At 72.9% G+C, this 12,698-nt stretch carries 10 protein-coding genes; 5 read left to right on the top strand and 5 right to left on the bottom strand.

The genetic code is table 11. The annotated features are described in order from the left end of the window. The first annotated feature begins 6 nt into the window (after positions 1-6). The 4 genes from AB0J21_RS12530 (at position 7) to AB0J21_RS12515 (ending at position 3,138) form a co-directional block, all read left to right on the top strand. Entirely contained in the window at positions 7-648 is a 642-nt protein-coding gene (locus tag AB0J21_RS12530; protein ID WP_363145865.1) for a TetR/AcrR family transcriptional regulator, read from the top strand. 153 nt (positions 649-801) lie between these two features. Then, positions 802-1,359, top strand: coding sequence for a SigE family RNA polymerase sigma factor (locus AB0J21_RS12525; RefSeq protein ID WP_363145864.1), 558 nt, complete (start codon positions 802-804; stop codon positions 1,357-1,359). Then, the gene (locus tag AB0J21_RS12520; RefSeq protein ID WP_363145863.1) at positions 1,356-2,588 is read left to right on the top strand and encodes a WD40 repeat domain-containing protein; all 1,233 of its coding nucleotides are present in this window, start codon (positions 1,356-1,358) and stop codon (positions 2,586-2,588) included. Before AB0J21_RS12525 ends, AB0J21_RS12520 begins: the two co-directional genes overlap by 4 nt. 130 nt (positions 2,589-2,718) lie before the next feature. Then, positions 2,719-3,138: a hypothetical protein gene (locus tag AB0J21_RS12515; protein ID WP_363145862.1), complete on the top strand. Its 420-nt coding sequence runs from the start codon at positions 2,719-2,721 to the stop codon at positions 3,136-3,138. A 54-nt stretch (positions 3,139-3,192) separates the two neighbouring features. Here AB0J21_RS12515 and AB0J21_RS12510 read toward each other — a convergent pair whose 3' ends face one another. Then, positions 3,193-4,962: an endonuclease/exonuclease/phosphatase family protein gene (locus tag AB0J21_RS12510; RefSeq protein ID WP_363146232.1), complete on the bottom strand. Its 1,770-nt coding sequence runs from the start codon at positions 4,960-4,962 to the stop codon at positions 3,193-3,195. Positions 4,963-5,308: 346 nt separating this feature from the next. On the opposite strand from AB0J21_RS12510, the gene AB0J21_RS12505 reads away from it, so the two are divergent. Continuing rightward, positions 5,309-6,790 (top strand): hypothetical protein, encoded by a 1,482-nt coding sequence (locus tag AB0J21_RS12505; protein WP_363145861.1) that lies wholly within the window; start codon positions 5,309-5,311, stop codon positions 6,788-6,790. A 316-nt stretch (positions 6,791-7,106) separates the two neighbouring features. Here AB0J21_RS12505 and AB0J21_RS12500 read toward each other — a convergent pair whose 3' ends face one another. The 4 genes from AB0J21_RS12500 to AB0J21_RS12485 all read right to left on the bottom strand — a co-directional run bounded on the left by AB0J21_RS12500 (position 7,107) and on the right by AB0J21_RS12485 (position 12,585). Further along, a complete protein-coding gene (locus AB0J21_RS12500) occupies positions 7,107-9,416 on the bottom strand; it encodes a glycoside hydrolase family 3 N-terminal domain-containing protein (RefSeq protein ID WP_363146231.1) in 2,310 nt (769 codons plus the stop codon). Between the two features lie 68 nt (positions 9,417-9,484). Beyond that, positions 9,485-10,306 carry a carbohydrate ABC transporter permease gene (locus tag AB0J21_RS12495; protein WP_363145860.1) on the bottom strand — a complete coding sequence of 274 codons (822 nt, stop codon included), beginning with the start codon at positions 10,304-10,306 and terminating at the stop codon, positions 9,485-9,487. Further along, positions 10,303-11,277, bottom strand: coding sequence for a sugar ABC transporter permease (locus AB0J21_RS12490; RefSeq protein WP_363145859.1), 975 nt, complete (start codon positions 11,275-11,277; stop codon positions 10,303-10,305). The genes AB0J21_RS12495 and AB0J21_RS12490 overlap by 4 nt, the downstream gene beginning before the upstream one ends. 9 nt (positions 11,278-11,286) lie before the next feature. Continuing rightward, on the bottom strand, positions 11,287-12,585 hold the full coding sequence (locus AB0J21_RS12485) for an extracellular solute-binding protein (protein WP_363145858.1): 1,299 nt from the start codon (positions 12,583-12,585) through the stop codon (positions 11,287-11,289). Between the last annotated feature and the right edge of the window lie 113 nt (positions 12,586-12,698).

Raw genomic sequence — 12,698 nt, 5'->3', positions numbered from 1 at the left:
CCCCGCATGACTGAGGAGCCGGACCGGCCGCACTATCGGGAGCCGCGGCAGGCGCGTAGTGCCGCGACCTTGGCCCGGGTGCTTGCGGCGGCTGAGGAGCTGGCCTCCTCGGGCGGGCTTGAGGAGCTGACGATCAATGGTGTCGCGGCGCGGGCCGGTGTCTCCGTCGGGTCCGTCTACCGTCGTTTCGAGGGCAAGGAGCAGCTGGTCGCCGCGCTGACGGAGCGGATGCTGCGGCAGCGTGAGGAGTACGTCGCCGAGCGGCTCGGTGCGGCGGAGCCGTCCCTGTCCGGTGTCCTCGACGCCTACACGGACGCGCTGCTGCGGTCCTTCGACGCCTCCAGGAGTCTGTTCCGGGACCTGTCGCGGGTGCGGGAGGCGGGTGGGGCGCTGGATCGTGGGGAGCGCACCATCGCCGAGATACACCTGCTGCTGCTCGAAGCGGCCGGTCCGTACACCGCCGAGATCCGCCGCTTTGATGCGCGGGCGGCGCTGGACACCGTGGCGCGCGCCCTGCTCGGCGCCTGCTTCCACGACTCCCTGCGCCCGGACCGCCCGGCGGACGAGGCGGCCCGGAGCCACTACGCCGAGGAACTCAGCGACATGGCACTCGCCTACCTGACCAGCCCGGACCGCCGCCGGGCCTGAGCCACCACGGCCCCCCGGCGACTTTCCCGCGGGGACAGGCATAGCGGCCGGGGCGCACAGGCGTCATACAGGTCAGCGGCCCGGGAGAACGGCCGCGCGGGACCGGGCCCGGCGGGGGACGGGCCCGAACTCCGGCCCCACAGAGGTGACGCCTTGGACGCCGACCACCAGACCGCTTTCAGAGAGTTCGTCCAGAGCCGGTCCTCGGCCCTGTTGCGCACCGCCGTCCTGCTCAGCGGCGGCGACCGGCACGCCGCCGAGGACCTGCTCCAGAGCGCCCTGCTCAAGGCCGCGGGCCGCTGGCACCGCGTGGACGAGCCAGAGGCCTACGTCCGCCAGATCCTGTACCGGCAGCAGATCGGCCGGTGGCGGCTCAAGAGCCGCGGGCGCGAACTGACCGTCGCCGAACTGCCCGAACGGCCCGCCCGGAACGACGGCGGAACCGACACCACCGAGCTGCGGCTCGTGCTGCGTACGGCACTCGGCCGGCTCACCGCGCGCCAGCGCACCGCCCTCGTCCTGCGCTACTACGAGGACCTGCCGGAGGCGGAGGTGGCCCAGCACCTCGGCTGCTCCGTCGGCACCGTCCGCAGCACCACGCACCGCGCGCTCGCCCGGCTGCGCGGCCTCGCCCCCGAACTCGCCTCGCTCGGGCTGCCGCAGGCGGCGCACGGCGAGGCCGACCCGACCTTTGTGGAGGCCACCCGATGAACGTCGACCAGTTGCTGCGCGCCTCCCTGAAGGAGCAGGCAGACGAGGTGGAGCCCGCCTCCGCCGACCTCGCCGACCGTGTGCTGGCCGGTCGTGCGCGGCGCCGCACCCGGCGTCTCGCCTCGACCGCCGTCGCCGTCGCGGCCCTGACCGCCGCGGCGGTCACCGTACCGAGGGCCCTGGACAGTGGCTCCGACGCCCAGTCCCCGGCCGCCCGGTCCGTCACGGCGCACGACGTCACCGGACACCCCGACCAGTCCCCGCCGCGCGAGCTGATCGCCGCGGGCGACACCGCGGTCGCCGCGTGGTTCACGACCGACTGGGAGGAGCAGCCGAACGGGGACCGCGACCAGGTCCGCTCCTACCACCTCTACGACGCGGGCACCGGCCGCTACACCCCGGCGGCCGACTGGTCGTACGTGTCGGTCGCCCCAGGACTGCGTACGGCGGCCGTCCTGGAGCGCGACCTGCCGGCCCGCCGGATCGGCCTGGTCGACCTGCGGACGGGCGAGGTCACCCGGTGGATCGCGGTGGACCGGCCGGTGGGTTCCGCCGAGTTCTCGCCGGACGGGAAGAAGCTCCTCGTGACGACGTACGACAGGAACCCCGATCACTACTCCCAAGACACACCGCTGGGTGTCGACGGGAAGGACGAGCCCGGGCCGGACGCCTCGCGCACCGGTTTCGGCCTCGTGGACGTGGCCTCGGGCGCGGCCTCCTGGCACACGAAGAAGGAGAAGGCGGACCCGCTCTACCAGGCCTTCGCGCTCGGCCGCTCCGACTTTGTCTGGTCCCATGACGGCAAGTGGGTGTTCGGCCAGCTCGCGGACATGAAGACGCACTTCTTCGACCTCGACGGGGCATCGGTACCCCGGCCCGCGAGCGAACAGGGCACCGAGGTGTACACCGCCGGTCCCGCCCCTGACGGGAAGCGGGCGGGCGGGGACTTCGCGGGCAGGGGCAAGGAGATCTCCTCCTGGATCGTCGACCCGGGGACGGGAAGGAAGCTCGGCACCGTTCCCGCCCAGCAGCTCCTCACCTGGGCCGACAACGACCGCCTCATCGGCTGGAGTTGCGACCCGGCCGCGTGCCGCGGCAAGAACGAGTTCCGCAACCGGCTCGTGCTGGTCGAGACCGGCAAGAAGACCGTGACCCCGCTCAGCGGATTCCGTCCGGCGTCCGCCGACGGGCCGCGGCGATGGACCCCGGTCTTCGCCGGCCGGCGCTGACCGCCGGCGGGGCCGGCCCGCTCTCCCACGGACCGGCCCCGCCGCAGTCCGGTGTGTCACCGGCGGGCCCACCCCGCCGGTTCGGCCGTTCGCACGGCGCCCCCGGCCCGGGTCGGGCAGCATGGGCCCCATGAGCAGCCTTGCCGGAAACCTGGTGTCCACGGTGCGCGGAGGGACGACGGGCGAGCGCCCTCCCGGCCGGTCGTGCCGCTCGGCGCAGTCCTTTCTGTCCCTCGCCTCGCAGCGGTCGATCCTCTCGATCGGGTCCAGCGACTCGGTGCTGTCGATCGGCTCGGTGGGGTCGGTGCTCTCCCTCGGCTCGGTCGGTTCCGCGCTCAGCGCGTGCTCGGTGGGCTCCGCCCTGTCCTTCGCCTCGATCGGCTCGGCGCAGTCCGCCCTGTCGATCGCCTCGTGGCGCAGCAGCCGTTCGGCGCTCTCCGCCTCCTCGTACCGGGGATTCCTCGCGTACCGCTCCGTGCGGCAGGCGGGGGCCGTGGGCGGCTGCGCGCTGCTGCTCGGGGCGGCCGGCCTGCTGCTGCGCCGCCGTTAGCGAGGCGAGGAGGGGACGGCCACCCCGGCCGTCCCCTCCTCGCCCGTCGGCGCCTCACGGCTGGAAGCGGACCACCTGCGGGTCGTGGTCGCTGTTCTGCTCGGCGAACTCGGCGTTGATGTGGACGCTGTCGTAGTCGAAGGACGTGATGCCCCGGCTCAGCAGGATCTGGTCGAGGACCTGGCTGTTGCCCTGGTAGACGTACGTGTAGCGCTCCGCGGCGGGCAGTTGCCCGATGCCGGAGCGCAGGACGCCGCCCTTGGTGAGCAGCTTCGCGGTGTCGGAGAACTCGAAGTCGTTGAGGTCGCCGAGCACCACCACGCGGGCCTTCTTGTCGAGCGCGGTGAGCTGCTTGACGAAGGCGTTCACCGAGCTGGCCTGGGCGTGCCGCTGCTCCTCCGAGGAGCGCGCCGGGGGTTGCTGCGCGGCCGTCAGCGGCTGGTCCCCGCCCTTGGAGTTGAAGTGGTTGGCGACCACGAACACCTGCTTGCCCCGGAAGGTGAACTCCCCGGCCAGCGGCTTGCGGCTGTCGTCCCACGCCGGGTTCGCCGGGTCGATCCGGCCCGGGGAGGCGGACAGCGCCGGGGCGCCGTCCCGTTCCACGACGGCCGTCGCGGTGCTCGCGTCGCCGCCCGCGCGGTCGGTGAACGAGACGCGCTGCGGGTTGTAGAGGAAGACCTGGCGGATGTTGCCGCCGGGCTCGCCGCCGTCCTTGTCGTTCTGCGGGTCGATGCCGCGCCAGGCGTAGCGCGGACCGCCCGCCGCCACGATCGCGTCCGTGAACTTCTTCAGGGTCTGCTCCGCCGAGACGGTGCCGTCGTCGGTGGCGCCGTTGTCGTCCTGGACCTCCTCGACCGACACGATGTCGGGGGAGGAGAGGTGGGTGACGACGCCCTGCGCGAGCGCGTCGAACTTCGACTGCGGGTCGGTGGGGTCGAGGTTCTCGACGTTGTACGTGGCGACGGCCAGTTCGCCGTCCTTCTGCCCGCGCGTCGTCTCCCGCTTCAGGCCGCCGTCCCGGACCGTGCCGAGGGTGGTGGCCGCGATCGTGTAGCCGCCGTACTGGTTGAAGTCGAGGGGGCCCTCGGTGGTGCCCTGGAGCCGGTCGCCGACGTTCGCCACCGGGAAGGGCTGCTGGGCGACGGGGGCGAGCTGCTGGACCTGGAGGCGGCCCGCGTTCTGCGCCGCGTACGCGCCGTACAGGGTGCCGCCGCGCCGCGTCGGGTTCTCCTCGGGCTTCACGGTGACCCACAGCTCGGCGTACGGATCGGTCGCGCCGACCACCCGCGAGGTGCCGATGCGGACGTTCATGCCCTCCAGCGACTCGTAGTAGTCCGTCGCGTACGTCGCCGGGCGCAGCTTGAGCCAGTTGACGCTGCCGCCCGCGTCCGCCTTCCCCTTCGGGGTGTACGCCGCAGGGACCGAGTCCCCGGTGATCCGCACCGGGGCGGGCACCTTGTTGCCGGAGGAGACGACGGTGACCGTGGGCTTCTCGATCTCCGTCACGGACTGGTTGCCGGAGGCGGCGCCGCCCGGCACGTACTCGACGACGTTCCCGTCCACCCGCACCGCGTCCCCCACGGCGACCTTCGGAACCGAGGACGTGAAGACGTAGATCCCCTCGCTCGTCGCGGGGTTGTCGTCCGGGGCGGTCTCCTGCATCCAGAAGCCGCGCGAACCGTAGGCGCGCACCCCGGTCACGACGCCCGTGACACCGGTGACCTGCTTGCCCGCGTACGGGGAGGTGCGGGTGTCGCCCTGGATCGTGTGGATGCTGGGGCCCTGCGCCCCGGCGGCGGAGGAGACGGGGGCGGCCAGCAGCATGCCGCCGGCGAGGGCGGTGGCCACGGCCGTGGCGAGCACCGCCGGACGCCGCCGTGTGCCCCGGGGGCGGGCGCCGGGAACGGAGGGGAGGGACGGACCGGTCATGAGATCGACTCCAGGGTTCGGGACTCGAAGGTTCTGGGGGTGCTTCGGCGCGGCGGTGCGCGGAGTGGGGGAGGCCGGCGGGACCGCAGGTTCTACGCGCGTCAATCTCTTGCCTGGGCAGGGTAGTTGTCAAGGAATTGCCGGTGTACGGAGGGCGAAGGGTCCCCGAACCGGGCGGCATGCGCGCAAACCCGTCTAGGCTGAGTCGCGCAGCCCCGCACAGCCCGAGGAGACCCGTCAGATGTCCGCACTTCCCCCCACTCTGCCGCCCGCGCCCCTGCACCCGGAGGCCGAACTCGCGCGGGCCGCGCTGACCGCGCCGGTCCTGGCCCGCGCGGTGCGGCTGGCCCGCTGGGCGGGGCCGCACGTCCGGGTCGGGGCGGGCGGCGAACTCGTGGACGAACAGCTTCCCGAGGCCGCGAAGGAACTCGACCTGAGCGGGGAGGACGCGGCGGCCGACGCGAGCGAGGCGTGGCGGGTGGCCGTCGACACCGGTCTCGTCGAGGTCACCGACCCGCCCGAGGAGGCGTCCGGGGAGCCGGAGGGCGACGAGGACGGCCCCTACGGTTCGGCGGCGCCCGGGGCGGAACTCGCGACGATCGCCTCGGGCGGACCGCGGGACGTCCTCACGCTGTGGCTCGGCGCGCTCGACACGATCGTCTCCGACGCCTCCGTCCCCGACCTCGACGACCTGGAGGAGCTGACCGAGGCGCTGGAGGGCGGCGGCACCGTCGACTTCGACGCGCTCGGCTGGGACCCCGAGGGCGAGTCCGAGTTCCTCGACGAGGCGCTGATCACCCTCTACCTGCTGACGGTGTCCGAGGGCGGTTCGACCGGGACGCCCCTGCCGCTGCCCGCGCTCGCCGCCTCGATGATCGTGCCCGACGACATGGGCGAGCCGACCGACGACATCCTGGAGCAGGTCTCCGAGACGATGATGCGGCTCGACGTCAAGTTCCGGATCCTGGAGCCCGTCGGCCTCGTCGCGTACGAACCGCTGGACGAGGCGCTGCTGGTCGAGGCCGACCCCGCCGAACCGGTCGAGCCCGAGGAGGAGGACGTCTCGCGCTACGGCCTCGTCCGGCTCACCCCGCTCGGTCTGTACGGGATGCGTACCCGGCTGCTGGAGAACGGGGTGGACGCCCCCGCCGTCGGCGACCTCGCGGACAAGGACGCCGCCACCCTGCTCGCCGCCACGGCCCGCTACCCGCAGGACGCCGTACGCGCCGAACTGGAGCAGTGGCTCGCGGGCCGCGCCGCCGGGGCCGCCGCGCGCGAGCTGCTGGCCGCCGCGCGGGGCGGCGACGCGGACGGGCCGCTGCGCCGGCTGCGTGCCCAGGAGGCCCTGCAACTCGTGGGCGCCGAGGCCGAGTCCGAGGTGCGCGCGGTCCTCGACGATCCGGAGCTGGGCGGCCTCGCCCGCGTCTGGCTCAGCGAGCGCGGCACGCCCGACGTACCGCCGCCCTCCGAGGACATGGTCTTCTGGCTCACCGTGGACACGGTCGCCGCGCAGCTCGCCGTCGAGGGAAACTCGGAGGAACTGCAGGCGCTCGTGGAGGGACTGGCCGCCCAGCACAGCGGCTTCTTCGACGCGGCCTGGCGCGTCGAGCACCCCGCGACCGCCGACGTCCTGGAGGCGATGGGGCGGCTGCACCCCGACAAGAAGATCGCCAAGGAGGCCCGCAAGGCCGCCTTCAAGGCGCGCTCCCAGCAGCAGGGCTGAGGCGGGGAGGGCGGCGCGGGGGCGCGCCGGACGCGCCGGGGTCGGCCGACGCCCTGGTTTCGCCGGTGCCGATGCCCGTGTGTGTGCGTGCGCGTCCCGGACCGGAGACGCGCCGTGCCGGTGCGCGTCCCGCAGGTCTCCGGGCCCGTCCTCGCGCGTCGCGAGAAACTCGGCGTGCGGGGCGCGGGTGTGGTGGACCTTCCGTACCGGGCCGATCCGGGGCGGTACGGGCCGGACGGCCGGTGTCGTGTCCGAACGCGCCCCGGACTCGCGGGCGCCCGTGCCGTGCGCGCCCGCCCTGTGCGCGCCCCGCCGTTCAGCCCCCGTCCTCCTCCGTCACCGTGAACCGGGCGTGCAGGGCGCGGGTGTGGTCCACCTCCCGTACCGGGCCGGTCAGGGTCAGGGGGGCCATGAGGGGGTGGAGCGCGCTGGAGGGGCCCAGGCGTAGTTCGAGAGCGCCCGGTTCGACGATCCTGCGGCCCGCGCGGCCCGTGAAGGAGGCGAGGTCGGCGGGGACCTCGACCTCGACGCGGGCCGACCGGCCGGCCGCGAGCGGCACCCGTACCCAGCCGATGAGCCGCTGCACGGGCTGCACGACGGAGGCCACCGGGTCGTGCAGGTACACCTGGACGACCTCGGTGCCCGCGCGCGCCCCCGAGTTGCGCACGGTGAACGCGAGCCGCGCCGTCCCGTCGGTGCCGAGGCGGCCCCCGCCCGCGACCGACAGGTCCGTCCAGTCGAAGCGCGTGTACGTCAGTCCGTGCCCGAACGCGAAGGCCGGGCTCGGGTCGACGGCGGACACCTCGGTGGGTCCGGCGAGGGCCGGCGCGAGATACGTGGACGGCTGGGCGTCCGGCAGCCGCGGCACGCTCACCGGCAGCCGGCCCGAGGGGGCGAGCCGTCCGCTGAGCACCCCGGCGAGCGCGGGCGCGCCCTCCTGACCGGGGAAGAAGGACTGCACGACGGCGGCCGACTCCCCGGCCGCCCGGCCCAGCGCGTACGGGCGGCCCGCGACCAGCACCGTCACCACCGGCCTTCCGGTGTCGAGCAGGGCGTCCAGCAGGTCCTGCTGCACACCCGGCAGGCGCAGGGACAGCGCGTCACAGCCCTCGCCGCTGGTGCCCCGGCCGAAGAGCCCGGCCCGGTCGCCGAGCGCGGCGATCACGACATCCGCCTCGCGCGCCGCCGCGAGGGCGGCGGCGAAGCCCTCCGTCCCCGGCGTGTCGATCCCGCAGCCCGCCTCCGTCACGAGCGGGGACTCGGGGAACTCCTCGGCCAGGGCCGCTTCCAGGGTGGTGAGTTCGATCCCGGCCGGCACCTCGGGGTGGTGGCTGCCGACGTGCACGGGGAACGAGTAGCAGCCGAGCACCGCCGTGGGGGTGGCCGCCTGCGGGCCGATCAGCGCGATCCGCAGCGGGCCGGTCAGCGGCAGCAGCGGGGCGCTGGTGCCGGCCGGTTCGTTGCGCAGCAGGACGACCGACTCGGCGGCCAGCCGCGCGGACAGCTCGCGGTGCGCCGGCAGGTCGAGGTCGACGGTGCCGCGCACGTGCCCGGGCGTCAGCTCCGTCTCCGGGCGGCCCGCGAGGGTCGGCGGCACCGGCGACCAGTCCGGGTCGAGGAGCCCCAGCTCGGCCTTCTGCGTCAGGACCCGGCGCAGCGCCCGGTCCACGACCTCCGTCGACAGGGTCCCCTCGGCGAGCGCCGCGAGCAGCGGGGCGCCGAACGCGTCGACGGTCGGCAGCTCCGTGTCGACCCCGGCCTCCAGCGCGAGCGCGGCGGCCTCGGCGCGGCTGCCCGCCACCCCGTGCAGGCTCTGCAGGAAGGCGACGCCGAAGTAGTCCGCGACGACGGTTCCGGTGAAACCCCACGTGTCGCGCAGCAGACCGGTCAGCAACTCCCCGTCGGCCGCCGAGGGGATGCCGTCGGTGTCGGTGTAGGCGTGCATCACGGAGCGGGCGCCGCCCTCGCGCACCGCCATCTCGAAGGGCGGCAGGACGACGTCGGCCCGCTCCCTCGCGCCCATCGAGACGGGGGCCAGATTGCGGCCCGCGCGGGAGGCGGAGTACCCGGCGAAGTGCTTGAGCGTCGCGACCAGCCCGGTCGACTCCAGGCCCCGCACATAGGCGGTGGCGATGCTGCCGACGAGGTAGGGGTCCTCGCCGATGGTCTCCTCGACCCGGCCCCAGCGCGCGTCCCGTACGACGTCGAGGACGGGCGCGAGGCCCTGGTGCAGGCCCACCGAGCGCATCGAGGCGCCGATCGCGGCCGCCATCTCCCGCACCAGGTCACGGTCGAAGGAGGCGCCCCAGGCCAGCGGTACCGGATAGGTCGTCGCCTGCCAGGCCGTGAAGCCCGCGAGGCACTCGTCGTGGGCCAGCGCCGGGATGCCGAAGCGGTTGCCCGCCACGATCCGCTGCTGGGTGCGCATCAGGGACAGCGCGCCGAGCCCCGGGTCCACGGGGACCGTGCCGAAGGGCCGGGTGAGCTGGCCGAGACCGTTCGGCAGCAGGTCCTCCAGGGCGGGCGGCCGGTCCATGTCGTGCTGGTGCGGGGCCACCTCCTCGCCGTCCGGGGAGGCGCCCGCCCACAGCCCGTAGAGCTGCGCGGTCTTCTCCTCGGGCGTCATGGCGGCGATCAGCGCCTCCACGCGGTCCGCGAGGCGGGGCGGACGGGGGTGTGCGGTCACGGGCGGGATCACTTTCCTCCCACGCCCATCAGACCCTGGACGAGGGCCCGGCGGGCGAACAGGTACACGAGCAGGACGGGCAGGGTGGACAGCACGACGGCGGCGAGCAGGCCGGGGATGTCCACCCCGTACTGGGTCTGGAAGTTGTAGAGGCCGAGCGTCACGAGCTTGGTGTCCTCGGACTGGGTGAGCACCAGCGGGAACAGGAAGCCGTTCCACGCCTGGAGCGCGGAGAACACCACGACGGTCGACAGTCCGCTGCGCGACAGCGGGACGACGAGCCGGAAGAACACCCGCCGGGTCGAGGCCCCGTCGAGCGCCATCGCCTCGAACAGGTCCCCGGTGATCTCACGCATCGTGCCGGTCAGGATCAGGGTGCAGATCGGCAGGCAGAACGCGGCCGTCGGCAGGATCACGCCGAGGAGGTTGTCGTACAGGCCGGCCTTCGAGATGACGTAGAACATCGGGATGATCACGGCCTGCGCCGGGATCGCGAGGCCCAGCAGGAACAGCCGGAACACCCGCAGTGTGCCGCGCCGCGCGCCCCGCACCACCGCGAAGGACAGCGGCGGGACGAGGAACAGGACGAGCGCCACGACGCACACCGTGACGACGGCGGTGTTGAGGAAGTAGCGCCCGAACCCGGTGTCGAAGACGTGGACGTAGTTGTCGAGGGTCAGCCGGTGCGGCACGGACAGCGGCCCGTCGCTCTGGTAGTCCGGCCGGGACCGCAGGGTCGCCGCGAGCAGGACGTAGAGCGGGACCCCGACCAGGACGAGCCACACCAGGGAGCCCAGTCCCGCCAGGTAGTTGGGGCGTCGGCGGCTCACATGCCCTCCTGGGTGCCGGACATCCTGTCGTAGCCGGAGACCCGCACCACGATCAGCGAGATCACCGTCGCGACGACCACGAGCAGCAGCGCGACCGCCGAACCCGTCCCGTAGTCGAAGCTCTTGAACGCCTTGTCGTACATGTAGTAGGCGCTGATGGTCGTGTCGGTGCCCGGCCCGCCCTGCGTGAGGATGAGGACGGTGTCGAAGGTCGTCAGGCCCCCGACCACCATGAGGATCACCGAGGTGATGACCGAGTTGCGCAGTTGCGGCAGCGTCACGTGGAAGAACTGCCGCCAGCGGCCCGCCCCGTCGATCGCCGCCGCCTGGTAGAGCACCTGCGGGACCGCGCGCGCCGCGCCCTGGTAGATGAGCGTGTGCAGCGGAGTGAACTGCCACGTCGCCACGGACACCAGCACGGCGATCGCGGTGTGCTGTTCACCGAGCAGGTTGCCGTCGCCGAACAGCCACTGGAGCTGCGCCGGGACCCCGAAGTTCGGGTCGAGCAGGGCCCGCCACAGCACCGACACGGCGGTCGCCGACAGCAGGAGCGGGACGAAGAAGACCGCGGAGAGGACGGCCCGGTTGCGCTGCCGGCCGGCCGCCCACACCCCGAGCAGGATGCTCAGCGGGGTCTGTACGAGGACGCCGAGCACGGTCAGCAGGACGCTCAGCCACAGGCTCCGCAGCAGGACCGGGTCGTGGAACAGCTTCGTCCAGTTGTCGAGGCCGTTGAAGCGCGGGTCGTCCAGCCCGCTCCAGCTGGTGAAGGACAGCAGCAGCACCAGCAGCAGCGGGAGGAGTGCGAACAGGGAGAAGAAGACGACGGCGGGCAGCGTCCAGGCGAGGCCGGGGCGCGCCACACCCGGGCCGGAGCGGCGGGCGCCGCCCCGGCCGCGCGGCGCGGCGGGCCCGCCGTCCTGGCCGGCCGCGGCCGCGGGCCGCACGGTGGCGAGGGGTTCGGAGGTCATGTCGGCCCGTCAGGAGGTGCTCAGGGCCTGCATGGCCTTGATGAACCCGTCGGCGTCCGTCTGCCCGTTGGTGAACTGCTGGACGGCGCGGTGGATGGCCGTGATGTTCGACGGCGGGTACGCCTGGTCCCAGGAGATCTGGAACGAGGGCGCCTTGTCGACCAGGCCGAACTGGAACTTCGCGTAGGCCGGGTCGTCGGTGGTGTCGAGGAACTTCTCGGTGTTGGTGGTGGTCGGCAGGTTGCCGATGGCCAGCTGCTGCTTGACGAAGCTCTCGGAGTACATGAGCTTGAGGAACTCGGCGACGGCCTCGGGGTGCTTGGTCTTCCTGGTGACCGAGTAGAAGTTGTTGGTGTTGCCGACGATGGCCGCCGGGTCGCCCTTGCCGCCGGCTATCGGCGGGAAGGCGGTGTAGCCGAGGTCCTTGACCGCGCCCGGGCTCGCGTCCTTGACGGTCGAGTACTCCCACGAACCCATCAGTTCGAAGGCCGCCTTGCCGGAGGACAGGAGCTGGGCGGTGCCGCCGTCGGTCTGCTTGACGGAGTCGTAGTTGGTGCCGAAGGCGCCCGCGTCCACGAGCTGCTTCATCATCGACAGCGCCTTCCTGCTGTCGGCGCTCTCCCACGCGCTCCTGTCGCCGGACAGCGCCTTCTCGAACAGCCCGGGGCCCGCGACGCGGTCGTAGAGGTACTCGAACCACATGAGGGTCGGCCACTGGTCGCCGCCGCCGAGCGCGAAGGGCGTGACCTTCGCGGCCTTCAGCTTCTTCACGGTGTCCAGCAGGTCGTCCCAGGAGGTGGGCGGCCGGACACCGTGGTCGGCGAGCACCTTCTTGTTGTGGAACAGCACGACGGGCTGGGTGCCGCGCATCGGGACGCCGTACGCCTTGCCGTCCACCGTCGCGGAGTCGAACACCGAGGGCAGGAACTTGTCCTTGAGACCCGGGTCCTTCTTGATCATGTCGTCGAGCGGGAGCAGGAGCCCGGCCTTGACGAAGGGCTGGACGCTGCCCGCGCCCCAGTTGAAGAAGACGTCGGGCGCCTGCTTCGTGTTCATGATCGTCTGGAGCTTCTGCTGGTAGTCCGCGCCCGGGATGGTGTCCAGCACGGCCTTGACCTTCGAGGTCTTGTTGAACTCGGCGACGACGCGCTTCTCCACCTTGTTGCCCGCGTCCCCGTAGACCAGGACGTGGAACTCCTCGGCACCGCCCGAGGAACCGCTGCCACCGCCACAGGCGGTCAGGCTCAGCCCCAGCGCCAGCACGGCCGCCCCGGCCACCGCCCTGGGGAACCTCATACGTGGTGTCATCGAGAGACCTTTCGAAAGTATCGGCGACTTTGCCGAAAGTCATCTGCTGGAGGACCGTAGAAGCTCCGCCCGGGGCGGTCAACAGGCGGGTACGGGCGCGACCAAACCGTTAT

The sequence above is a fragment of the Streptomyces sp. NPDC049954 genome (genome assembly GCF_040656295.1).
In the GTDB taxonomy this organism is placed as follows: Bacteria; Actinomycetota; Actinomycetes; order Streptomycetales; family Streptomycetaceae; genus Streptomyces.
This window is presented reverse-complemented; position numbering and strand designations above follow the sequence as displayed.